The sequence below is a fragment of the Glutamicibacter sp. NPDC087661 genome (genome assembly GCF_044743275.1).
In the GTDB taxonomy this organism is placed as follows: Bacteria; Actinomycetota; Actinomycetes; order Actinomycetales; family Micrococcaceae; genus Glutamicibacter.
In genome coordinates, this window is sequence record NZ_JBIUWE010000002.1 from 194,749 (window position 1) to 218,764 (window position 24,016).

Annotated in this window: 20 protein-coding genes; 10 read left to right on the top strand and 10 right to left on the bottom strand. The window is 61.9% G+C overall.

The window, feature by feature from the left end; all coding sequences use genetic code 11:
* Positions 1-203: 203 nt before the first annotated feature.
* Complete coding sequence (locus ACIOTN_RS07770; protein WP_105656175.1) at positions 204-998, top strand: enoyl-CoA hydratase/isomerase family protein; 795 nt, start codon at positions 204-206, stop codon at positions 996-998.
* A 6-nt stretch (positions 999-1,004) separates the two neighbouring features.
* On the opposite strand, the gene ACIOTN_RS07775 is transcribed toward ACIOTN_RS07770, so the two are convergent.
* The gene (locus tag ACIOTN_RS07775) at positions 1,005-2,564 is read right to left on the bottom strand and encodes a long-chain fatty acid--CoA ligase (protein ID WP_105656176.1); all 1,560 of its coding nucleotides are present in this window, start codon (positions 2,562-2,564) and stop codon (positions 1,005-1,007) included.
* Positions 2,565-2,755: 191 nt separating this feature from the next.
* Between ACIOTN_RS07775 and ACIOTN_RS07780 the strand changes: the two genes are divergently transcribed.
* Positions 2,756-3,541: a VOC family protein gene (locus ACIOTN_RS07780; RefSeq protein WP_402735074.1), complete on the top strand. Its 786-nt coding sequence runs from the start codon at positions 2,756-2,758 to the stop codon at positions 3,539-3,541.
* 68 nt (positions 3,542-3,609) lie between these two features.
* Here the strand turns inward: ACIOTN_RS07780 and ACIOTN_RS07785 are convergent, their stop codons facing one another.
* The 7 genes from ACIOTN_RS07785 to ACIOTN_RS07815 are packed head-to-tail and all read right to left on the bottom strand — an operon-like array spanning position 3,610 to position 9,121.
* Positions 3,610-4,656 (bottom strand): LLM class flavin-dependent oxidoreductase, encoded by a 1,047-nt coding sequence (locus ACIOTN_RS07785; RefSeq protein WP_402735075.1) that lies wholly within the window; start codon positions 4,654-4,656, stop codon positions 3,610-3,612.
* Between the two features lie 30 nt (positions 4,657-4,686).
* Positions 4,687-4,893 (bottom strand): tautomerase family protein, encoded by a 207-nt coding sequence (locus ACIOTN_RS07790; RefSeq protein WP_286134045.1) that lies wholly within the window; start codon positions 4,891-4,893, stop codon positions 4,687-4,689.
* A gap of 14 nt (positions 4,894-4,907) precedes the next feature.
* The gene (locus tag ACIOTN_RS07795; RefSeq protein WP_402735076.1) at positions 4,908-6,392 is read right to left on the bottom strand and encodes an aldehyde dehydrogenase; all 1,485 of its coding nucleotides are present in this window, start codon (positions 6,390-6,392) and stop codon (positions 4,908-4,910) included.
* Entirely contained in the window at positions 6,389-7,141 is a 753-nt protein-coding gene (locus ACIOTN_RS07800; protein ID WP_402735077.1) for an alpha/beta fold hydrolase, read from the bottom strand. The genes ACIOTN_RS07795 and ACIOTN_RS07800 overlap by 4 nt, the downstream gene beginning before the upstream one ends.
* Before the next feature lie 34 nt (positions 7,142-7,175).
* A complete protein-coding gene (locus tag ACIOTN_RS07805) occupies positions 7,176-7,727 on the bottom strand; it encodes an amino acid synthesis family protein (protein ID WP_105656182.1) in 552 nt (183 codons plus the stop codon).
* The gene (locus tag ACIOTN_RS07810; RefSeq protein ID WP_105656183.1) at positions 7,724-8,392 is read right to left on the bottom strand and encodes an amino acid synthesis family protein; all 669 of its coding nucleotides are present in this window, start codon (positions 8,390-8,392) and stop codon (positions 7,724-7,726) included. Before ACIOTN_RS07810 ends, ACIOTN_RS07805 begins: the two co-directional genes overlap by 4 nt.
* A gap of 30 nt (positions 8,393-8,422) precedes the next feature.
* On the bottom strand, positions 8,423-9,121 hold the full coding sequence (locus ACIOTN_RS07815) for a GntR family transcriptional regulator (RefSeq protein WP_105656184.1): 699 nt from the start codon (positions 9,119-9,121) through the stop codon (positions 8,423-8,425).
* A 128-nt stretch (positions 9,122-9,249) separates the two neighbouring features.
* Here ACIOTN_RS07815 and ACIOTN_RS07820 point away from each other — a divergent pair, with 128 nt between their 5' ends.
* The 6 genes from ACIOTN_RS07820 (at position 9,250) to ACIOTN_RS07845 (ending at position 17,766) form a co-directional block, all read left to right on the top strand.
* Positions 9,250-10,224, top strand: a complete 975-nt coding sequence (locus ACIOTN_RS07820; RefSeq protein ID WP_105656185.1) for a flavin reductase — start codon at positions 9,250-9,252, stop codon at positions 10,222-10,224.
* 44 nt (positions 10,225-10,268) lie between these two features.
* Positions 10,269-11,927 (top strand): BCCT family transporter, encoded by a 1,659-nt coding sequence (locus ACIOTN_RS07825; RefSeq protein WP_105656186.1) that lies wholly within the window; start codon positions 10,269-10,271, stop codon positions 11,925-11,927.
* Between the two features lie 170 nt (positions 11,928-12,097).
* Positions 12,098-12,925 (top strand): formate dehydrogenase accessory sulfurtransferase FdhD, encoded by an 828-nt coding sequence (fdhD, locus tag ACIOTN_RS07830; RefSeq protein ID WP_133834115.1) that lies wholly within the window; start codon positions 12,098-12,100, stop codon positions 12,923-12,925.
* Positions 12,926-12,982: 57 nt separating this feature from the next.
* Entirely contained in the window at positions 12,983-15,304 is a 2,322-nt protein-coding gene (locus ACIOTN_RS07835; RefSeq protein WP_402735078.1) for an FdhF/YdeP family oxidoreductase, read from the top strand.
* A 158-nt stretch (positions 15,305-15,462) separates the two neighbouring features.
* Entirely contained in the window at positions 15,463-16,944 is a 1,482-nt protein-coding gene (locus ACIOTN_RS07840) for a nucleobase:cation symporter-2 family protein (RefSeq protein WP_402735079.1), read from the top strand.
* Positions 16,945-17,508: 564 nt separating this feature from the next.
* Complete coding sequence (locus ACIOTN_RS07845; protein WP_402735080.1) at positions 17,509-17,766, top strand: hypothetical protein; 258 nt, start codon at positions 17,509-17,511, stop codon at positions 17,764-17,766.
* Positions 17,767-18,492: 726 nt separating this feature from the next.
* Here ACIOTN_RS07845 and ACIOTN_RS07850 read toward each other — a convergent pair.
* Positions 18,493-19,374 carry an SPFH domain-containing protein gene (locus ACIOTN_RS07850; protein ID WP_105662040.1) on the bottom strand — a complete coding sequence of 294 codons (882 nt, stop codon included), beginning with the start codon at positions 19,372-19,374 and terminating at the stop codon, positions 18,493-18,495.
* Between the two features lie 133 nt (positions 19,375-19,507).
* On the opposite strand from ACIOTN_RS07850, the gene ACIOTN_RS07855 reads away from it, so the two are divergent.
* Positions 19,508-20,497: an aldo/keto reductase gene (locus tag ACIOTN_RS07855; protein ID WP_402735081.1), complete on the top strand. Its 990-nt coding sequence runs from the start codon at positions 19,508-19,510 to the stop codon at positions 20,495-20,497.
* A 22-nt stretch (positions 20,498-20,519) separates the two neighbouring features.
* On the opposite strand, the gene nirB is transcribed toward ACIOTN_RS07855, so the two are convergent.
* Complete coding sequence (nirB, locus tag ACIOTN_RS07860; protein ID WP_402735082.1) at positions 20,520-23,135, bottom strand: nitrite reductase large subunit NirB; 2,616 nt, start codon at positions 23,133-23,135, stop codon at positions 20,520-20,522.
* Between the two features lie 358 nt (positions 23,136-23,493).
* On the opposite strand from nirB, the gene nirD reads away from it, so the two are divergent.
* A complete protein-coding gene (nirD, locus tag ACIOTN_RS07865; protein WP_105662151.1) occupies positions 23,494-23,871 on the top strand; it encodes a nitrite reductase small subunit NirD in 378 nt (125 codons plus the stop codon).
* The last annotated feature ends 145 nt before the right edge of the window (positions 23,872-24,016 follow it).

The window sequence follows — 24,016 nt, forward strand, 5'->3', positions numbered from 1 at the left end:
GGAAGGGCCCAGGGCCCGGTATTAGCGTACCGGGCCCTGGGTCGTATCCAGCCACCTAGCTCCAATTCGCGTACAACGAACCGGGAAGTAATAATTTCCAGCCTGGACAACAGCTTGCCCCCATTTCGCGATAGATTGCGAAGTGGGGGCATTGCTATTGCCTCTAAAACTTCTGCGGCTTGCACGCGACTGGGAGGAACCTGATGGGCAAGGACAATGAAGCACGGGTCAGCGTAGAAATAGCCGGGTCCACTGCCGTGGTGCTGCTGGATAACCCGGGCCAACTCAACGCGCTCACCAAGGACATGTGCCTGCAGCTGGTGGGCGCCTTTGCCGGCCTTTCGACCGACGACGAGGTCAGTTCCATTGTGGTTCGCGGCGCGGAAGGGAACTTCTGCGCTGGAATTGCCATCGACGAGATGGACCAGGTGCTCTTCGACCGGGACGCCGACGGGGAGCTGATCAACCATTTCGACCTGCTCGACAAGATCATCGTGGGCTGCCCGAAAACCACCATCGCGGTGGTGGAAGGCCATTGCTTTGGCGGGGCCTGGCAGCTGGCCTCGGCCTGCGATATCCAGTTGGCCTCGGATAACGTGCGACTCGCGATCACCCCAGCAAGAATCGGGCTGGTTTTCCCGCGGCCGGGCATCGAACGGCTGGTGCGTACCGTGGGGGAGCACCGGGCCAAGTACCTGCTGTTTTCCGGCGCGGAGATTTCCATTGCCGAGGCGGAACGCTGGGGCATGTTCACCCGCGTGATTGCCCATGGGCAGCTCGAAGAAGAGCTGGCCGCACTGCTGGGCAAGCTGTCCGCGAACTCGCCATATTCCATTGCGCGCACCAATGAGGCCATCAACTTGGTGCGCCAGGGAGAAGCCACCGAGGGCTGGTGGGAAGCGATGTGGGAAGAGAACGGGGCGAACGCGGACCTGGCCGAAGGCAGATCCGCGTTCTGCTCGCGCCGCACACCGGATTACGGTGGACGGCCCCAGTAGTGTTCGCTAGTCCTGCTCGGCAGTGAACTGCGCAACCAGTTCGCGCTTGAGGATCTTCCCGCTGGGACCCAGCGGGAATTCCTGGACGATCTCGATCAGCCGCGGATACTTGTACGCGGCCATCTGCTTGCTGGCCCACGCCACCAGCTCCTGCGCGCCCAGCGTGGAGCCGGCCTCCAAGGTCACCGATGCGGCAATCTCCTGTCCGTGGGTTTCGTGCGGCACCCCGTACACGGCGGCATTGGAAATCTCCGGATGGGAAACCAGTACCTCTTCGATTTCGCGCGGGTACACGTTGTAGCCGTTGCGCAGGATCATGTCCTTGGTCCGGTCCAGGATGCGCAGGTAGCCATCCTCGTCCTTGGTCCCCAGATCCCCGGTGCGGAACCAGCCATCAACCACCGCTTCGGCCGTGGCCTCGGGCCGGTTCAGGTAGCCGGAGAACAAGTTGTGCCCGCGCACCACCAGCTCGCCCAGCTCCCCGCGCGGCAGCAGCCGGATTTCATCGGGGCAGGCAGGATCGGCGATTTCCACGTCCACGCCCCAAACCGGGGTGCCCACGGTCCCGGGCCGCGGGTCGACGCCCACATGGTTGAAGCAAGCCACCGGCGAGGTCTCGGTCAGCCCGTAGCCCTCGTGGATCCGCGCGCCGAAGCGCTGCTCGAAGGCGGTGAGGATGGAAACCGGAAGCGAGGCCCCTCCGGAAATGGCGTAGCGCAGTTTTTCCGGCATCCCTTCGCGCTGCTTGCCCGCTTCGAGCAGGGCCACATACATCGTGGGCACCCCGAAGAAGACGTCGATGCCAGCCTCCAACAACAGTTCCAGGGCCCCTTCGGCGGTGAATTTGGGTAACAGCATGACCTCGGCCCCCACCCGCAGCCCGGTATTGAGCACGCAGGTCTGGCCGAAGGTGTGGAACAGCGGCAACCCGCCGAAGAGCTTGTCGCCGCGGCGCAATTCCATGGTGTTCAGCAATGTGGTGTGGGTCTGCTCGATTAACGCCAGATGCGTGCCCAGCGCACCCTTGGGCTTGCCGGTGGTGCCCGAGGTGTACAGGATCGTGGCCAGGTCTTCGGGGCGGCGCGGCAGGTAGGTGCCAATCGGCGCGGCGTGCCGGGCCAGGTCTTCTAACCGGATGGCGCCCGATTCCTCCGGAGCCAGCACGCTGAGCACCGGCACCCCGGAAGCGGCGGCCCCCGCTGCTCCTTCTGCGAGCAGGGGTGCGGCGCAGATCATCAGCTTGGCTTCGGAATCCTCCAGGATGTAGGAGATCTCGCGCGCCTTGAGCAGCGCGTGGACCGGTACCGCTACGGCGCCCAGGGCCAGAACCGCGTAGTAGGCGCGGGCGAAGTCCGTGACGTTGGGAATGAGCAAGGCCACCCGGTCGCCCGCCTCGATGCCTTGGGCTTGCAGAGCTCCGGCGTATTGCCGGGCCTGCTCCCACAGCTGCTCATAGGTGGTGCTGCGGCCATCGACGGTGATGGCGTTCAGCTCGCCGTAGCGGGCAGCCCCTTCTGCGAGGATGGCCGCCACTGAAACAGTGAGATTGGATGTGGAAACGCTCATGGTGAACTCCTCGGGTTGCCCAGCAGTGCATTGTGTGCCGTGTCACATTAAACCATATTGGAACTGCGGTTCAGTGCGAGGTATTGAGTTTCGCAATATCCTGACCGATGGAAAATTTCCATTGCTGATCTGGATAAAAAGGACATAGACTCAGCCCAAACGAGCTGGATGAATTGTGGAATGGGGAAGCGATGCCGGCACCAAGGGATCCTCGAGCCGAGCCGTGCTGGGTCGATTTGCTCACCAGCGACATGGAAGGCTCCACGCAGTTCTACGGGCAGCTTTTCGGTTGGGAAGTCCGCCATGACGAGGAAACCCGCGACGAGGGATATGCCGAGGTCTACCTCAACGGGGAAATGGTCACCGGCTTCATTGCCAATGACCCGGATTCCGAGGTGCAAGATGCCTGGACCACCTACCTGAATGTGACCGATGTGCACGCCGCCGCCTATGCCACCAAGATGCACGGCGGCAAGGTCTACCTCAAGCCCATCGACATTCCCGGCCAGGGAACCATGGCCATCATCGGGGACCCAGCGGGAACCGGCGTTGGACTCTTCCAGGCATTCCAATCAGCAGACACAACCGCCAGCCGCGCACCGGGCACCCGCATCTGGAACGAGCTGCACACCAGGCACTTCGAGGCGGTGGCCCGCTTCTACCGTGTAGCACTGGGCTGGTGCCTGTCCCCGGTCTCGGACACGGACGAATTCCGCTACCACACCTACGGCCAAGGTTCCGAGGCGGTGGCCGGAATCTTCGACATCTCCAGCTATCCGGATTCCAAGGCCGGTTGGCGCGCCTACTTCGCGGTGGCGGATGCCGAACAGACCGTGGCGCTCGCCGAGAAGCTCGGCGGCACGATCATCCATGAGCCCCATGATTCCTACTTTGGCCGCATGGCCGTGCTCAGCGACGTCACCGGCGCAGAGTTCGCGATCATCGCCCCGTCGCGCAAACAGGAATCTGAAGCCTGATGGCAAAGGCCGCCGGCACCGAAAAATCGGATGCACGGCGGCCTCGGTTCGGGCTGGTTCTTCGCAGCCTACTTCACGAAATTCGGCACAACTTCGTCAATGAACAACTTCAGCGAGCGTTTCTTTTCCTCGTGGCTCAGGGCGTTGTCGCTCCAGAAGCTGTATTCGCTGACGCCCAGATCTTCGTAGTGGCGCAGGCGCTCAACAACCACGTCCGGTGTGCCGATCATTGCGGTGCGGTGCAGGGACTCAGGGGTGAATTCCTCGCGTTCGGAGAACTTCTCCTCCGGGCTGGGATCGATGAAGCCCTTGACCGGCTCCGCCTTGTTGCCGAAGACCGCATCGAAGGTGCGGTAGAACTTGTTGATGCCTTCGGCGGCCGGGCGCCAGGCCTCTGGCTCGTTGGCGGAGTGCAGATAGGTGTGGCGAAGCACCATGATGTCGGGGCGCTGTTGCACCTCCGGGTGGGCGGCAATGGCGGCTTCGTACTTCTGGACCAATGATTCGACTTCTTCGTCGCCCTTCATCAGCGGGGTCACCATGACGTGGCACCCGTTGGCCACAGCGTACTCGTGTGACTCGGGGCTGCGGGCGGCAACCCAGACAGGGATCTGCTTTTGCGCGGGCTTGGGCACCGAAGTGGACGTCGGGAACTGCCAGACTTCTCCGTCGTGGGCGTAATCGCCCTCCCAAAGCTTCTTGACTGCCGGGATGAGCTCCTGCATGGAGGCTCCGCCGTCGGTGGCCTTCATGCCATCGGTCATGCGATCGAATTCGAATTGGTAGGCACCGCGTGCCACGCCTAATTCGGCACGGCCATTGCTGATGACATCGAGCAGCGCGAGTTCGCCGGCTGCTCGGATCGGGTTCCAGAATGGTGCGATGATGGTGCCGGCTCCGAGCCGGATCGTGGAGGTCCGAGCCGCGAGGTAAGCAAGCTGCGGGATCGGGTTCGGGGAGACGGTGTATTCCATCGAGTGGTGTTCGCCGATCCAGACTGTGGAGAAGCCACCGGCTTCGGCCATTTGAGTCAGTTCGACGAGGTTCTCGAAATGCTGTGCGTGGCTGATCGAGTCGTCATAGCGTTCCATGTGGATGAACAGTGAAAAGCGCATATCTGTCCTTCTTTCGTTGCTCTGCTGCCCTTAGGCAGTTGCCTGGGTGCGGTTGCGTTCGGCGATGGTTTGGTTGGTCCGGGACCAATGTTCATGGTCGACTTCGCGCACGATGACTGTGATGTTCTCGGGGGCCGCATCAACGGTTTCTTCGGCGGCCCGGTGCAAGGCGTCGATCAGGGCGCGCAGCTGCCGGGGGCTGCGGCCCTTGGCAATGGATACATCGATCAGTGGCATGGGGTTCCCTTTCCTTAGCCGCGCATCACAAACGGATCTGCGACGGGGGACTCGTCGGTGTTGATCCATACGCTCTTGAGGCGGGTGTATTCGTTCATGGATTCCAGGCCGTGCTCGATGCCAACGCCCGAGTTCTTGAAGCCTTGGCGAGGGGACATCGGGGACATCGCGCGGTAGGTGTTCACCCAGATCGTGCCGGCCTCCAGCCTCCGGGCCATGCGATGGGCGCGGGCAAGGTTCTGCGTCCACACGCCGGCGGCCAGCCCATACTCGGTGTCATTGGCCATGGACAGCAGCTCGTCTTCGTGCTCGAAGGGCATGATCGCAGCCACCGGGCCGAAGATCTCCTCGCGGACCACGCGCATGTCGTTATTGACGTCGGTGAGCACAGTGGGGGAGAAATAGTAGCCCGGCAGGTCCAGGCCTTCGGGACGGGTGCCGCCGGCCAGTACTTTGGCGCCCTCGTCTGCGCCGATCTTCACATAGGAAGCGACCTTTTCCAATTGGTCGGCGAACGCCAGCGGGCCCAGCTCGGTGGCATCGGAGAGCGGGTCTCCGATGACAATGGACTTGGCACGTTCGGTAACCCGTTCCAGCAGCTCGTCGTAGACCGACTTGTGGGCGAAGACGCGGGAGCCGGCGATGCAGGTCTGGCCGGCCGCGGCATAGATTCCGGCCACCACGCCCATGGCCGCATTGGCGACGTTGGCGTCATCGAAGACGATGTTCGGGCTCTTGCCGCCCAGCTCCAGGGTGCAGCCGATGAAGCGGCTGGCGGCCTGCGCGGCGATTGAGGAGCCGGTGGCAGTGGAACCGGTGAAGGAGATCTTGGCCAGCAGCGGGTGGCTGACCAGCGCGGCGCCGGCCTCGGCTCCAAAGCCGGTGACCACGTTGATGACGCCCGGAGGGAATCCAGCCTGGTCTGCCAGCTCTGCCAGCAGCAGCACGGTCCGCGAGGTGTACTCGCTCGGCTTGATTACCACGGTATTGCCAGCAGCCAGCGCCGGGGCGATTTTCGAGGTGGTCAGCGTTAGCGGCGAGTTCCAGGGGGTAATGGCTCCGACCACGCCCAATGCTTCGCGCTGGGTGTAGTTCAAGATCGCCGGGTTCATGCTCGGGATCTGGGCGCCCTGCACCTTGTCAGCCAGTCCCGCATAGTAGTAGAGGTACTCGGGCAGGGTGGCCAGCTGGCCGCGCATTTCGCGCAGCAGCTTGCCATTGTCCAGGGATTCGTAGCGGGCCAGCTTCTCGGCGTTCTCGCCGATCAGATCGCCCAGGCGGCGCAGCAGATGCCCGCGGGCGGTAGCGCTCAGGGTGCTCCACGAGGGTGCGGAGAATGCCTTGTGGGCGGCCTTGACTGCGCGATCCACGTCTTCAGCATTGCCGCGCGCGGCCTCGTAAAGATCTTCGAGGGTTGCCGGGTTGGAGCTGGTGAAGAAACGGTCTTCGCTGGGAGCGATGTGCTCTCCGTTGATGAAATGCATGTAACGCTCGCTCATGCCTGTTTCCCTTCGTTATCGCTGAAAAAACTGTTCAATTCCGCGGCCAAGGCCAGCGGATTCTCGACCGGAAGCATATGCCGTGCTCCGGGGATGATGCGCAGCCGCCCCTGCGGCACAGCGGCAACCAGCCGGCGGGACATTTCCGGGGTCGATCCGGGATCCAGCTCGCCGGTGATGGCCAGTGTCGGCTGCTTGATCGCATCGAGTTCGCCGGCAATCTCCTGGTCACCGCGGGCGAAAACCGCGTAGGCGTGCAGATAGGATTCGAGATCGTTGCCCGCCATAGTTTGGCGCGTAGCCTCGATGAGCTGCGCGTCCACCGTGGTGGCCGCGGCCGGGAACCAGCGTTCGATGGCGCGGTCCACTCCCTGGGAGAAGTTCGTGCCGGCGGTAGCCAGGCGCTCTTCCACCGCGGCCGACTCTTCGGCGGTGCGCCGGCATACGGAGTTCACCGCAGACAAGGTCAGCACGCGCCCGGGAGCGAAGCGCGCAAGGTACTGGGCAACCAAGGCACCGAGCGAGAATCCCACAAGATGCACAGGCTCGCGAGTTTCAAGGCGTTCGAGCACATCGGCGGCCAAGCTCGCCAGATTCTGCTCGCTGCGCAGGGGCGGGCGCAACCCGTGCCCAGGCAGGTCCAGGGCCACTGATTCGTGCGCCAGCTGCTCGCGCAGCGGCTTCCACATGGTCCGGTCCAATCCGACTCCATGCAGGAGGACAACCAATGGCTGCTTCGTGCTTGTCATGCGTGCTTCGCTCCGTTCCGGCTGATGCGCTCTGCTACTGTTCGGTGGACAGCGGGGCCAGGCGTTCCTGCGGCCGGCCACGGGTTGCGCCGGCCAGGGCGATCAGGATTTCGCCAGGATGCGGAGCATCGGCGATCCTGGCCTCGACGCTCTGGTGGTGCGAGCGGATCGTGGCATCGGTGAAATGCTTGAGCGGGATGTCGAACTGCACTCCGGCCTGTCCGCGCTTTTCCACGGCCGGCAGCAAGGTGGTGGCCTTGGCTGCGTCGCGGAAGTGGTTGCCGAATTTCAGGGTGTGGATCAGGGCCGAGCCGTGCTCGACTTCACCGTCAAGGCCGACGATTGCAGCCTTGCCATAGGCCTGGAGCGGGGCGCCCAGCGCTTCGATGACCCGCGGTGCCAGCAGCGCTCCGAGGTCCGAGGCGGCCGAGTCGATTCCCGGGTTCAAGTCCTCGACGAATCCTTGCCCTGCCCACGGGTTGTCGAATACGGCGGCGACAATGACCACGCGGGCTACCGGATCCACCGGGCGTCCGCCCTCTGTGGCAATTTCCTCGACGATGGTTACCAGTTTGCGGTAGTTCATAGTTGTATTCCCTTCAGTATTTCGGAAGTGACCGTTCGGTCGGTGGTTCGATCGCCGATGCGTGCATGTGGCCGGGGGCCGCTTGATGCCGCGGCAATGACCGCGATCTCGCCAGCATGCGGGGCATCGGGCAAGGACAGCTCCAGGGTCTGGTAGTGGGTTCGGGTGGCAGCTGCGGTCTTATGCCACATCGGTACTCGCAGGGATTCACCAGGAACGCCGCGGCCGTCGACAAAGCAGATGATCGAGGTGCCGCCGAGGGCTTCGCGCAGCAGGTTGCCGAAGAACGGGGTGTGGATCAGCGCTCCGGCATGCTCCAATTCCCCATCGCTGCCAACCAATGCGGCCTTGCCGAAAGCTTCAACTTGTTCGGCTCCGCCCAGGGCATTGAGCAGGCGATCCGACAGCAGCTTGGCCAGCAATGGGGCGATGGCCTCGGTCCGCTCGGATAAATCTTGCGACGTTCCGGTGCCGAGCCAAGGATTGGGGATGACTGCGGTGGCGGTCGCGCGGGTGATGCTGCCTAATTCGTGGTGGGGAACTTCTTCCACCGTGCACGAGATTTTGCGCAAACCAATGGCCTGGGCCAAATCCTGGTAGTCTTCGAGCGTTGATCGGGTGCTCAAATCAATGAGCTGAGGCGGCTGGGCCAGTGGAGAATTCATCTGGTATTCCTTTGCATGGCTATTTTGGGGCTAACCCGGTTGTTCTTCGTCTTCTTCTTTCATTGCGGCCAGGGCCGCCGACTGGCTTGATGCGGCAACATGCCTGCGCATCACAAGTTCTGCGGCCAACGGATCTTTGGAGCTGATGGCGTCGATGATTGCCTGGTGCTCGTCCTTCGAATTCTGCAAGCGCCCGGGCAAGCTCAGGGTCTGCGAAACGATGCGATGGTAGGCCAGCTGGTTCATCAACAGGTCATAGTGCTCGGTTAGCTTCCTGTTGTCAGCCCCGGCAACCAACGTGCTGTGGAATTCATGGACCAGTTGCGAATAGAGTTCCGCGTCGCCGCGCTCGACGGCCCGTTGGCTGCGTGCAACGTTTTCCTTGAGCTGCTCCAATTCAGGTACGGCTCCACGTCTGGCCAGCAGGCCAGCGGCTAGTCCCTCGAAGGCCTCCTTCAGGGAAAACATCTCGTGAATTTCGCGCTGGGTGGGCTTCCTGACGAATGTTCCAACCCGCGAACGCACCTCAACTAGGCCCTCGCGCTCCAGCTGCTTCAATGCTTCTCGAATTGGAGTACGGCTGACCTCGAAGTCTTGCGCCAGGGCTGTCTCTGCCAATAGGTCTCCGGGTTGAACAACTCCAGTGACGATCATTTGACGGAGCCGGCCCAGCAACGGCGTCTCCGGGGTGCTCCTGGTTTTTGATTCCACGCTTGAACTCTCTTGCATACAAGAACTCTATCCATAGATTCTCTTGTATGCAACAGAAATTCAAGGAATCGCCTTGAATCCGCTAAATTTAAGAGAATTTCCTGAAACATGTTGACTCCGTCACAACCTTTGCTAGCATTTCTTGCATGCAACAAATTGTAAATTCACTCCAGCCTGTCAAAGAATCACTCGTCAACGCCTGGGAAGCGGCATGGGATCGGGGCCAAGTCGATGCACTGGACGAGATCTTCCACGCGGACTTCCGGCGAATCAGCAAGAAATCCAAAAACGTCACCACCATCCGAGAGCTGAAGCAAGAGATTTTGTCCGTGCGGGAGGCCTTCCCTGATCTGGTGACAAAAATCGACCATCTGCTCGTGGATGAGCAGGAGCAGTCCATCGCGATTTTCTGGCACACCACCGGAACGTTCACCAACGATCTGCAGGGTGTGCCGGCCACGGGCAACACCGTGGAAACCCGCGGTTCCAACCTGATGGAAGTCCAGGACGGGAAAATCATCTCGGAGCAGGTGACTTGGGACCAGAGCGAGCTGCTCGAAGACGTGGGGGTCCCATCGCTCAAGTCCGCCTTCGAGTCCACGGATGATGGCGTGGTAGTGGACGATTTGAGCGGCGTGCCGAATCTCGATGCGCTCAAGGGGTTCAACCGCCAATTCATTACCGGCGTGACTGTCGTGACCACCATGGATGAACATGGCAAGCCTCGCGGGCTAGCCGCAAATTCATATGTGTCAGTTTCGCTCGAGCCGCCTCTGGTGCTGGTGTGCGTGCAGAAGACCACCAGCACCTATGCATCGCTGTTCAAGTCCACCCATCTGGGCATCAACATCATGAGCAACGGGCAGCGCGACACCGTGGGCACCTTCGCTTCCAAGGGTGATGACAAGTTCGCCGAGCTCGAATGGCATCAGGGGCCGAACGGCAGCCCGCTGATCGATGGCTCGGCCGCTTCCATCGAAGCAGAAATCAAGGAGCGCTTCCAAGCCAAGACCCATACCGTGTTCATCGCCAAGGTAAAGCATTCCGAAGTCGCCCAGCTTGAGCCGATGGTCTACAAGGCCGGCCGGTTCTACGACGGCGCCGAACTGACCGCGCTATAGCCCGGCGTCGGCAGATTCCTCCAATACAACGAAGTGTGAGAGCCATGAAAACCGAAACCAACGAAAAGCAGGGCAAGGGGCCACGCGGAGGGCCCACGCTCACCGGCGGCAAATTGCGCCGGGCCGCGGACAAGAACGAATCGAAACAGGTCTACAAGCAACTCCAGCGTCCGGGCAGTGTCCTTTTCGTTTCGCTGGCGCTGGTCGTGGTGTTCGTGCTCTGGGCGGCTATTGCACCGGGCCGGCTCAATGAACTGATGTCCGGGGCATCCACCTGGTCAGCGCAGTACATTGGCTGGAGCTACCTGTTGGTGACTCTCGGCTGCATCGTGCTGATGCTGTTCCTGGCCTTTTCGCGCTACGGAGGCATCAGGCTGGGCAAGGACGCGGACCGGCCCGAGTTCTCCACATGGGCCTGGATCGCGATGATTCTCGGTGCCGTGATGGGCATCGGGTTGATCAGCTATGGCGCGGCCGAACCCATGAGCCACTTCATGGTCCCTCCGCACGGACGGGCGGAGCCGGAAAGCATGGATGCGGCAGTGCTGGCCTTGCAGTTCTCGTACTTCGACTGGGGTCCGAACGCCTGGGCCTTGTTCGGCGTGTTCGGCCTGGCCATTGCCTACTCGACGCACCGCCGGGGCAACTCGGGACTCGTCTCGGTGATGCTCAGGCCAGTTCTTGGAAAATCCATGGACGGATGGCTCGGGAAGACCATTGACGTGTTCACCGTGCTGGCCACCCTCTTCGGCACGACCACTTCCCTGGGCTTGGGCGCTTCGCAAATCGCCGAGGGGCTGAACAGCCTGTTCGGGATTCCCACGGATCTGTTCGTCAAGATCGTGATCATTGCAGGCGTTACCATCGTATTCACTCTCTCGGCGCTTTCCGGCGTTGGCAAGGGCATCAAATGGCTCAGCCAGGGCACCATGATCGGTGCCGCCGCCATCGGGGTTTTCGTCCTGGTTTCCGGTCCCACCGGATTTATTTCCAACATCTATTTCCGTTCCATGGGGCAGTTCCTGGGCGAGTTCCCGGCCGTGGCGCTGCTGACTCCCTCTGGAGCCGAAGACTTGCAGTGGATGCAATGGTGGACGTACTTCATGATGGCCTGGTGGTTGAGCTGGGGCGCCTTCGTCGGCATCTTCCTGGCGCGGATTTCCAAGGGCCGGACCATTCGCGAATTCGTTATTGCGGTGATGGGTGTCCCGTCTCTGGTCTTCAGCATCTGGTTCAGCATTTTCGGTGGCACCTCGATCCACCAGGAGATGACCGGCAGCTCTGGGATCGGCCAGGCAACGTTGGAAGACACCAACAGCACCTTCTTCGCGATGCTGGCCGAACTGCCGATACCGGAAGTGACCTCGGCATTCACAGTAATTCTCGTGGTGCTGTTCTTCATTACCGGCGCGGATTCCAATACCTATGTTCTGGGCACGCTGACCTCCGGCGGAAATATGTACCCCAAGAGGCCGGTCCTAGTGGTCTGGGGACTTCTCACCGGCGTCTGCGCGATCGTGTTGCTGCTGGTGGGCGGGCTCGAGGCCCTGCAACAGGCAGCCATCCTCTCGGCGGTGCCGTTCACGGTGATTGTGACGCTGCTGGGGATGTCGCTTATGAGGGAGCTGCGCTGCGACACGCGCCTGCAGGCACCTTTGCTGGAAGCTGCAGCGCCGAGTGGAGACGGCAACGAAGCAGGCTAGGCAGCACCGCGAAATAGTTGGGCCCAGCGAATTGCGGCCCCGGTGGAGCCTTGGATTTGCCTCAATCCAGCATGGGGGTTGGCCGAGCCGGGGTCTGTAAACGTAGAGTGTCCTCTAGCAGTATGCGGCAAGCGGCGGAAGCCGCAAGATGTAGCACAAGGAGCGTTTAAATGGGTCGCAAGATCGTGCGCCGCCGCGTGGTCAGGGCAACGCTGGAGGGCTCCCGCATCCGCGAGGAGAAGCTGGCTGGCGAGGAGCCGCTGGAGATCCGCTTCGGCCATACCTCCTACACCACCTCCATGCGCACCCCAGGCGACGACTTCGACATGGTCACCGGATTCCTGGTGGGCGAGGGAATCATTTCCGCGCCCGAGCATCTGGCCTCCCTGCGCTACTGCGCCGGCACCGATGAAGCAGGCAACCAGACCTATAACGTCATCGAGGTGCAGCTGGGCGCGGGGGCGAAGCATCCTGATCTCCTGGCTGCCCGCAATGTGGTCACCAGTTCAGCCTGCGGGATCTGCGGCACCAACTCCATTGACGAAGTGCGCAAGAAAGCCGCCTTCGCACCCTCCCCTGAGTCGGGGCGGGTTGGGCTGGAAACGCTGCTGGGCCTGCCTGACACCTTGCGCGAATCGCAGCAGCTGTTCTCCGCTACCGGGGGAGTGCACGCGGCCGGATTGTTCTCCACCGCCGGGGAATTGCTGATCCTGCGCGAAGACGTCGGGCGTCATAATGCGGTGGACAAGGTCATCGGAGCGGCCCTGCGCGACGGGTTGCTGCCGCTGGGCGACACCGTCCTGCAGGTCTCCGGACGCGCCTCCTTCGAGCTGGTGCAGAAGGCCGCGATGGCTGGAATTCCGGTGCTCGCAGCGGTCAGTGCGCCCTCGTCGCTGGCCGCTGACCTGGCCGAGGAATCGGGTCTGACGCTGGCCGCTTTTTCCCGCAGGCACAGCGTGAACATTTATACACATGCGGATCGGGTGATCAGGGCGTAGCCTTGTAATATGTGAGCTGGATATCAGTACCGGCCGCGCTACCAATAGGAGGGTCTCATGCATCGTTCGGCACCCAAAAAGGACATCAACGAAGATGAACTGAAGGTCAGCGAACCCAAGCACGCCGCCGCCGGCTTGAAGGCCGTGATGGTATCCATGGAGCGCGGCTTCGCCGAAGCCGGCCCGTCGCGTACCCTGCGTTCGATGCTGCGCGTCAACCAGCACGACGGCTTCGACTGCCCGGGCTGCGCGTGGCCTGAATCCATCACCGGCAAGCGCAAGCCCGCCGAGTTCTGCGAGAACGGCGCCAAGGCCATCGCCGAGGAAGCCAGCGCCCGCACCGTCACCCCGGAGTGGTTTGCGCAGCACTCCATCGAGGACCTGCGCGACAAGACCGAATACTGGCTGGGCTCGCAGGGCCGGATCACCGCTCCGATGATCATTCGCGAGGGGGAGACCCACTACTCCCCGATCAGTTGGGCGCAGGCCTTCTCGACCATCGCCGAGCACGTGAACGCGACCACCCCGGACAAGTGCGTGTTCTACACCTCCGGGCGCACCGCGAACGAGACCGCGTTCATGTACCAGCTGCTCGCCCGCTCGCTGGGCACCAACAACCTGCCCGACTGCTCGAACATGTGCCACGAATCCTCGGGCAGCGCACTGAACCCGACCATCGGCATCGGCAAGGGCACCGTGTCATTGGAAGACTTCGATCATGCGGACCTGATCTTCGTGGTGGGCCAGAACCCCGGCACCAACCATCCACGCATGCTCTCCGCGCTGGCCGATGCGCGCAAGCGTGGCGCCCGCATCGTTGCCGTGAACCCGCTGCCGGAGGCAGGCTTCTTCGGGTTCAAGGACCCGCAGACCGTGGGCGGCATGCTGGGCAAGGCCGACCCGATTTCCAGCGACTTCCTGCAGATCAAGGTCGGCGGCGACCTGGCCCTGTTCCAGGCCTTCGGCCACCTGCTGCTCGAAGAAGAGAAGAAGCATCCGGGCACCGTGGTGGACCACGAGTTCATCGCCGCGGTCACCGACGGGTTCGAGGCCTACCAGGCCGCGCGCGCCACCTTGGACTGGGAAGCTACCGAGGAGGCCACCGGACTGACCCGCACCCAGATCACCGAGATCGCGATGCTGCTGGCCAAGTCCACGGCCACCATCATCTGCTGGGCGCTGGGCCTGACCCAGCAGCCGCACTCGGTGCCGACGCTGAAGGAAATCATCAACCTGCTGCTTTTGCAGGGCAACTTCGGCAAGCCAGGTGCTGGCGCCTGCCCGGTGCGCGGGCACTCCAATGTGCAGGGCGATCGCACCATGGGCATCTGGGAGAAGCCCGGCGAGCAGCTGCTCGAAGCGCTGGACGCCGAATTCGGCATCGAATCCCCGCGCGCCCACGGCTACGATTCCACCGAGGCCCTGCATGCCTTCGAGAAGGACGAAGTGGACGTGTTCGTCTCCATGGGCGGCAACTTCGCCCTGGCCAACTCGGACACCGAAGCGCTGGAGGCGGGCATGCAGCGTGCCAAGCTGACCGTGCACATCTCCACCAAGCCCAACCGCTCGCATGTGGTGCACGGCAAGACCTCGCTGATCCTGCCGACCCTGGGCCGCACCGACAAGGACGACAAGCACCCCACCGGTGCGCAGTTCCTTTCGGTGGAGGACTCCATGTCGGTGATCAAGTCCACCCGCGGCCGGCTCACCCCGGTCTCCGAGCACCTGCTGGCCGAGCCGGTCATCGTTGCCCGCATGGCCCAGGCCATCCTGGGCGATGGGCACCCGGTCAACTGGCGTGCCATGGCCGAGGACTACGACGTGATCCGCGACCACATCGAGAAGGTGCTGCCCGGCTTCGAGGACTTCAACACCCGGGTGCGGGAGAAGAACGGCTTCGTGCTGCCCAACCCGCCGCGCGATACCCGCTCCTTTGCCACGGACATCGGCAAGGGCCGCTTCACCGTCTCGGACTTCGAAGCGCTGGAGGCTCCCGAGGGCCACCTGATCCTGCAGACCATGCGCAGCCACGACCAGTACAACACCACCTTCTACGGGCTGGATGACCGCTACCGCGGGATCAAGGACGGCCGCCGCGTCATCCTGATCAACCCGGAGGACCTGGCCGAGACCGGGTACAGCGACCGGGACCTGGTGGACGTGATTTCCACCTTCGCCGGCTCCGAGCGCCGCGCGAACCGCTTCCGCCTGGTGTCCTATCCGACGGCCAAGGGCTGCGTGGCGGCCTACTACCCGGAGGCCAACGCGCTGGTGCACCGCGATCTGGTGGCCCGCGAGTCCAACACCCCGGGTTTCAAGGCGATGATGGTGCGTTTCGTCGAGCACACCCAGCAGCCTGGACGCACGCTGGATAGCTGACGTGGAGCAGTGCTAAGCGCTTGACGTAATGCACCTCGCAGCCATTTGCGCTTCACCAGCTGTCAACCTGGCGGGCTTGTGCGGGAGAATTGACGGCGGGGCGCATCCCGAACGCATGGGGTGCGCCAATCCGCAGTCCACCGAAGAGGAAATTCCCCATGAGTGCTGCCCGCAGCCAATCCGCTGAGAGCATCAGACCCGAAGACGAACGCCTGCCTGCGCCGAAAACCGTGGCCTACGGTTTCCAGCATGTGCTGACCATGTACGGCGGCATCATCGCTCCGCCGCTGGTGATGGGCGGGGCTGCGGGAATGGACACGGCCGAAATGGGCGTGCTCGTCGCCAGCTGCCTGTTCATCGGCGGCCTGGCCACCATCCTGCAAACCCTGGGCGTGCCATTCTTCGGCGCCCAGCTGCCGCTGGTCCAGGGCACGTCCTTCTCCGGTGTGGCCACCATGATCGCCATCCTCAACGGCGGGGGAGGCATGCCGGCAGTCTTCGGCGCGGTGCTCGCCTCGGGCGCCATAGGCATCGTCATTGCCCCGTTCTTCGCCAAGCTGCTGCGCTTCTTCCCGCCGGTGGTCACCGGCGTGGTGATCACGATTATCGGCGTCTCGCTCTTCCCGGTCACCGCCGACTGGGCCATGGGCGGGGCGGGCGCAGGGGATTCCTATGGCTCGATCAAGAACATCGCCCTGGCCGCCATTACCCTGCTGATCCTGCTGGCGCTGTCCAAGTCCGGCATCCCTGCGCTCTCGCGGCTGTCCATCCTGCTGTCCATTGCGCTGGGCACCCTGGTGGCAGTGTTCATGGGCATGGCCGATTTCTCGCAGGTGCTCACCGGCGACATTTTCGCGGTTCCCACTCCGTTCGCCTTCGGCGCCCCGGTCTTCGAGATCGGAGCCATCATCTCGATGATGATCGTCATCCTGGTGACCTATACCGAAACCACCGCAGACATGCTCGCCGTGGCCGAGGTGACCGGATCCAAGGTGGATTCGCGGCGCATCGCCAACGGCCTTCGCGCCGACATGCTCTCCTCCACCGTCGCCCCGATCTTCAACACCTTCACCCAGTCGGCCTTCGCGCAGAACGTCGGGCTGGTGGCCATTACCGGTGTGAAGAGCCGCTTCGTGGTGGCCGCCGGTGGCGGCATCCTGGTGGTCCTCGGCCTGCTGCCAGTGCTTGGCCGCGTGGTCGCCTCCATCCCCTCCCCGGTGCTGGGAGGCGCCGGCGTGGTGCTGTTCGGCTCGGTAGCGGCCGCAGGCATCCGCACCTTGGCCAAGGCCAAGGATGACAACATGAACATGCTGATCATCGCGACCTCGCTGGCCTTCGGCTGCATTCCCATGGTCAAGCCCGACTTCTACGCCGAATTCCCTGCCTGGGTTGGCACCATCTTCCAGTCCAGCATCTCCTCGGCCACCATCATGGCGGTGCTGCTGAACATCATCTTCAACGAGCTGAACTGCGGCAAGAAGGAAACGTCGCTGCGCACCGTCTACAAGTACCAGCTGGCCGGCCTTGAAGACGGCGACCGCCTGATCGATGGCAAGCTGTACGACTCGAAGGGCCTGGAAATCCAGGTCATCTCGGAGCAGCCAGGCCACGCCGGTGACCGTCCGATGCCGCAGGGCTAGCCCCGCGAAAGCATTCGTCTACCGAGCCCAAATCTGAATCGAGGATTGGGCGCATAGCCGTTCATCCTGACCTTGAATATGAACAGTTTCCAAGCCATCCATCGGTCGGATTCTGGTAGATTCTGAGGATTCAGACGCGTTGGCGCTCGCCTAGAATGTGGGACATTTTAGCCACGTTTAAAATTCGACAAGAACATGACTTTAATCAAAGGTAAATCGCGTGCGGTCATCGCGATTGGCCGGGGCAGAATCCCGGTAGCATTAGCTCAAATGATGATACGTAAGATCTATTCAGGTTGTCTTGCTTTAGCAACTATTTGTGCCCTTTCCGCTTGCGGCGGGGTTCAAGCCACGCAGACTGGGGCATTGGCCCTAGGCGCTCCTGAAGGCGACGTCGAAAACACTTTGTGCGGAGTATTTCACGAGCAGAACTTTGTCGGCGATGTAGCATCCAGCACTTCAGAGGATCCGCTATGGATCACTGACGTGCAAGCTCTAGAGGCTACGGGCTGGGAGTCAAAGCGATCCGTGGCAGCACTGCTACCCGAAGGTGAGACTAGCTAGATGGCGTGGACTAATGAGAGCCTCAAAGAGGCAGAATTCAAAGAAATCGCTAAGAGATTAGCACCTTTAGATAGTCCCATCGAAGTCCCTGCCGGGGAAAATGTGCAGGTAGGTCTCGAAGGTGCCGTGAAGAATGGTGTGGAAAACGCTGAAGTTTCACAGCTTCGGGTTATTTATAAGACAGATTTGAAATCATCGAAAAGCTTTTCTGTTGTCGGAAATATCCGCTACGAGTGGCGAGCTCAAAGCTGCGAGTGACCGCTGTGTGACCAAAGTTTCTTGAGCTATCACGTGGTTGAGAACAACAGAATCCCCCTGGCCAATACGGTTAGGGGTTCTGTTGCTCCTAATGGAACCCGACTAGATCAGTGCAGAATTTGTGTAGTCAAATTCGAAGCGCGCCCGCACGGTTATTGACCGTTCAGTTTCAGACGCGAACACATAGGAGTCACGCCGATTTTCGGTGTCGTAGAAACTTGGCACTGGGGCGTGCTCAAATTCATTGACCTCATCGGCTGCCACCTGCTCCGGCTTGCGGAGAGCAGGTCTTCCTCCAGATCAAATACTGAGTTCTTGTAGAGAGCAGTCTCGATGATCCCTTTCAGCACTTTCACGCGAGATGGATCTGAACCATGCCTGCACTCGCGCGAAGCCAGCCAGATGAACTGTGTAGGACTTCCAACCAATTGATAGAAAGAGACTCGGAAAAACACGACAAGACCTTCTAAGACGACTCGGCTGAACAGCCAGTGGAAAACGCCTCAGACATCGCCGACAGGTTCGCGGCTTGAAAGTATTGAGGGATCATCAACGACTCTGTTTCAGAAACTTGACCCGCTCATCTCATTAGCAAGTAGCGATCCATAAAACTTTTCCCCACGAGTCACCCCCTAAACACCAGCGCAACGTAGTTCATTGGTGCAGGTCCAAAATTAAGCTAATCATCGCCCCTGTCCTGTGGACGGGGGCGATGATCAAAGGGGGCTATTTGCTGTCTTTGTCGCCAGTCATCGTAATGGGCTGGACCCCTGAATTCGGGAAGCAGCCGATAGGGCTCTGGCCGGATTCGGCGACGATATCCAGGCACTTGGACGTCAAGGTTTCCGGAGTCAGCGAGCGTTCCAGGATCTTATTGGCTTCGGCTTCAGCCTGGCTGGTCTGCTTGCGCTGCTGGGCCACGCGGGTCTTGGCGGTTTCCGCCTGCAGCTCGTTGATGCGGTTCTGCGTCGGCTCGTCGAAGTTGATGATCGGCAAGGTAACCGAGCGGATCTCGATCTGGGTCTTGACCTTGGCCTGCATCTTTTCCTGGACGGACTTCGCCAGGCCTTCCAGGTCCTGGCCGCCGCTGGCCGGTTCGCCGTATTCCAGCGGATCATAGGTGGCCATGACCTCGTTCAAAGCGGCGCGGAAGTTGCGGTCGACGAGGTTGGACTGGATGCCCTCGAAGGTGCGGTAATCCAGGAACACGTCCATCGCATCGTCGGTCTTCAGCTGCCACTGGATCGAGGCGTCAACGTCGGCTCGGCCGTTGTTGCCCAGGCGAACCGGGATGGCGCTGCTGGCGGAGTAGACGTCGTTCTGCACCGAGCCATCCAGCTTCTCGACCTTTTCCCATGGCCACTTCAGGTGGAAGCCGTTGCTCACCACGGAGGTCGGCTTGCCCAGCGCGACCTTCACGCCTACAGTGCGTGGCTGAACGATGGTGGTGGACATGATGGCCAGCACAATCAGCGAGACGATGAAGATGCTGATTCCGGTGAAGCGCGTGGAAGAGCGGTTCTTGTTTTCTGGCTTCATGGATTTGCTGGCAAGCATGACGAGCAATCCTACGACGGCGCAAATGACCGCAAGAATAGTGGGGAACATGATCTCCTCGATGGTGTGACGGTAATTTATATTCTATCGTTTAGATAATTGAGAACAAATTCAGACACCGCAACACAGAAATATGATCTGCTATCGACCGGAAATAGGCACTTCGGGCACTAGACTCGGAGGCATGCAAAAACGAGAACTTGGACGTACCCACCGCAACGTGTCGGCCATTGGCCTGGGCACCTGGCAGCTAGGCGCTGACTGGGGCTCGGTAGACGAGACCGACGCGCTAGCCGTACTCGATGCCGCCTATGAAGCCGGCGTGAGCTTCTTCGACACCGCCGATGTCTACGGCGATGGCCGCAGCGAGCAGCTGATCGGCACTTGGCTGAAGGCCAACCCGGACGCCGGGGTCACCGTGGCCACCAAAATGGGCCGCCGTGTCGAGCAGCTGCCGGAGAACTACAACCTGGATGCCTTCCGCGCGTGGAATGACCGCTCCCGCAAGAACCTGGGCGTGGACACCCTGGACCTGGTCCAACTGCACTGCCCGCCAACCCCTGTGTACTCCACCGATGCGATCTATGATGCGCTGGACACCATGGTGGATGAAGGCCGGATGGCCAACTACGGCGTTTCGGTGGAAACCGTGGACGAGGCGCTGGCGGCTATTGCCCGCCCGAACATCGCCACCGTGCAGATCATCATCAACGCCTTCCGCCACAAGCCGCTGGAAACCGTGCTTCCGGCAGCCCGCGAGGCAGGGGTGGGGATCATCGCCCGGGTGCCGCTGGCCAGCGGATTGCTGACCAACCGCTACACCCTGCAGACCGAGTTCGCCAAGGACGACCACCGCAACTTCAACCGCGATGGCTCCTCCTTCGACGTCGGGGAGACCTTCTCCGGCGTGGACTACGCCACCGGTCTTCAAGCCGCTGGCGAGTTCGCCAAGCTAGCTGCCGCCGAGGCGCCCGAAGCCACCAGTGCCCAGGTGGCTTTGGCTTGGCTGGCCGCCCAGGACGGGGTGAGCACCATCATCCCCGGAGCCCGCAATGCGCAGCAGGCCCGCGCCAACGCGGCTGCCGGCTCGCTGCAGATCTCCGAGGGCTTCAACACCTCGGTCCGCGACCTCTACGACGCCAAGCTGCGCGAACAGATCCACCCGCGCTGGTAGCAGCACGGGTGGGATGCCGTTCCTAGCCTTGCGGCGCCCCGACCGGGATGCTGGCACCTAGTGCCACCGGCTCGGCGGGGCGCTGCTGTCCGCGCTCGGAAACATATTCCAGCTCGGTATCCGGTGCGGCGGTGTTCACGAAGGAACGGAAGCGCTTGAGCTTCACCGGGTCGGCCAAGGTGGCGGCCCACTCGTCCTCGTAGTTGGCCACGTGGGTTTCCATGGCCGCTTCCAACTCGTCGGCCAGGCCCAGCGAATCCTCGATCACCACCTGCTTGGCCCGTTCCAATCCGCCATCCAGGTCCTGCAGCCAATGCGCGGTGCGCTGCAGCTTGTCAGCGGTGCGGATGTAGTACATCAGGTAGCGGTCGATGTACTTGAACAGCGTTTGATCATCCAGCCCGCCGGCCAGCAGTTGGGCATGGGCCGGGTTGGCGCCGCCGTTGCCGCCCACATACAGGTTCCAGCCATCGGTGGTGGCGATCACGCCGATGTCCTTGGCCCGGGCTTCGGCGCACTCGCGGGCACAGCCCGAAACGCCCATCTTCAGCTTGTGCGGTGCCCGCAGGCCCCGGTAGCGCAGCTCCATTTCGATGCCCAGCGCGGTGGAATCGAGCATGCCGTATCGGCACCAGGATGAACCGACGCAGGTCTTCACATTGCGCAGCGACTTGCCGTAGGCCTGGCCCGATTCGAAGCCGGCGTCCACCAGCTCGCGCCAGATCTCGGGCAGCTGCTCCAAGCGGGCGCCGAACATGTCGATGCGCAGGCCGCCGGTGAGCTTGGTGTACAGGCCGTATTTCTGCGCCACCGCGGAAATCACGCCGAGCTTCTCGGGGGTGATCTCCCCGCCCGGGATGCGCGGCACCACCGAGTAGGTGCCGTCCTTCTGCATATTGGCCAGCACGCGGTCGTTGGTGTCCTGGGCGCCGGCAAGACCTGCATCCATCGGGTGGGCGCTGGTCTGCGAGGAGAGGATATTGGCGATCACCGGCTTGCAGATATCGCAGCCCTGGCCGGTGCCGAAGCGTTCCATCACCTCGCCGAAGGCCTGCAACCCGGCCACGCGGATGGCTTCGTAGAGCTCCGGACGGGAGAAGGAAATATGCTCGCACAGGGCGGTGGAAACTTCCGCGCCGTCCTTGAGCATCTGCGCTTCCATGAGCTTCTTGAGCATCGGCACGCATGACCCGCACTGGGTGCCGGCACGGGTGCACCCCTTCAGCCCGGAAACGGTGGTCACCGGCGCTTCGCCCTCGAAGCAGCCGCAACCGGAGACTGCATCGCGGATGGTGCCGGCGGTGACCGAATTGCAGGAGCACAGCACCGCATCATCGGGCAGTTCGCCCTCCGGCGCTTCGCCGCCCAAGGCGCTGAGGTACGCGCCTGGTTCGCCGGGCAGCTCCCGTCCGAGTAAAGGACGCAGCGACTGGTACGGGGTGGCATCTCCAACGAAAATGCCGCCGAGCAGGGTCTTGGCATCGGAGGACACCACTAGCTTCTGGTACAGGCCGCGCGGGGCATCGGCATAGACCACTTCCAGCGCCCCCTCGGCGCGGGCGAAGCCATCGCCAAAGCTGGCCACATCCACACCGGAGAGCTTGAGCTTGGTGGCGGTGTCGAAGCCGGCGAATTCGGCTTCGCCCCCGGCCAGCTGTTCGGCCACGATTTCCGCCATGGCGTTGGCCGGAGCGACCAGGCCAATGCAGAAACCCTCGTAGTTCGCGACCTCGCCGATAGCCCAGATGTGCTCGATATCGGTGGCGCAATGCGCGTCGATGACCACGCCGCCGCGTGGGCCCATGCCGAAACGGGGTGCCGGGCTTCCTGCTTCGTCAAGGGCCGCGTTGTAATTGCGGATCAGTTCATCGCGGGGACGAACACCGATCGAAACGACCACCATATCCGCATCGATGGTGCGTTCATCAGCCATCAGCACGCCGGTGACAGCCGTGCTGCCGGACTCCTGGCTGGTCAGGATTTCCTGCGGGAAAACGCCGTTGTGGACGGTGAATCCGGTTTGCTCGATGAGCCGGCCCATGGCTTGGCCAGCGCCTTCATCCAGCTGGGTGCCCATCAGCCATTTGCCGCCATCAATGACCACTGCCTCCGCACCCAGCGCTTGGGCACCCGCGGCAGCTTCCAAACCGAGCAGCCCGCCACCGATGGTAGCTACCACCGGGGTGCGGCCCAGGGAAGCTGAAAGTTCCTTGACCTTCTGCGCGATGGACCAGACATCTTCCAGCGTGCGGTACACAAAGGTGTGCTCGTTGCCGGCGATTGGCAACGTGGCCGCGTTGGAACCGGTGGCCAGCACCAATTCGTCGTAGCTGAAAATGCGTCCGTCTTCCGTGGTGACCGTGCGCTTGGTGCTGTCGATAGCGATGGCCTTGGCGTTGGTTTCCAAGGTGACATGCTCGGTTTCCCAGAGCTTCGGATCGCCGAGGGTGAGATCGACTCCGGGGTTGGTCAACGCCTGGGAGAGCGCCACGCGATCATAGGGAAGGTGGGTTTCTTCGGTCAATACCGTGATGCTCAGATCCTGCGGTGCGCGGCTGGCCAGGGCTTCGGTGAAGCGGTGGGCTGCGGGACCGCCGCCGATAACCAGGATGTTGCGTGCATTGTGTGGAGTACCCATGATCAATTTCGACTTTCGCTGGGAAACGGTGAGTTTCAGGCTGATGAGTCCACTGTAGAAAGCATGCTTTGCGCCGCAATTACCCTTGTGTTTCGGCCGGAGCAATTCTCTCCACCATCAGACGAAAACCAGGTGAAGCGGCTGAAACATATTCGAATCATTCGCAATGGGCAATCGTTGCGCAAAGGCAATTGGACAGGATAAACCAGCGGATTTACGGGAGAATCCAGGATTCACGGTGCCCATTTTTGCTGTTAGGCATGCTTTACGGACTGGCAACGACTGGAAGCATCGGGCGAAACATGCGGCTTCTAAGCTCGGTATGTCAGCAGATGCCAACCACGAAGGGCTTACGTTCATGAGCACGCAAATTGCAGAAGACACCCGTGAAGCTACTTTGAGCTTGGCTCCGCTTTGCCGCAGTGCAGAGCTGGAGCGTGGATGGGGAGAAGCGCTGTGGCTTGAGGCCACACAGCTAGCCCTGTTCCGTACCGAAGAAGATGCCTTCTACGCAACCTCGCATCACTGCCCGAACAGCGGCGCGAAGGTCATGGCCCGCGGCATTCTGGGCGACACCATGGTCGAAGGAACCAGCGTGGCCACCGTTGCCTGCCCGCTGCACAAGGAAGTGTACCGACTGGATACCGGCGAATGCCTGAACGCCGATTCGCTGCCGCTGCCAGTGCAGCGGCTCATGGAAATCGAGGGACAGCTATGGATGGAGCAGAGCAAATGAGTATCAAATCAGATCGCAGCCTGAACGTCGAGCATTCGGCCTGGCAAGGCTGGTACGAACTGAACGACGAGACGGATTCGCTTGCAACCAATTAGCTCCGGCTATCGCATTTTCCAGCGGTGGCGTGCAAGAATAAGGCAACTCG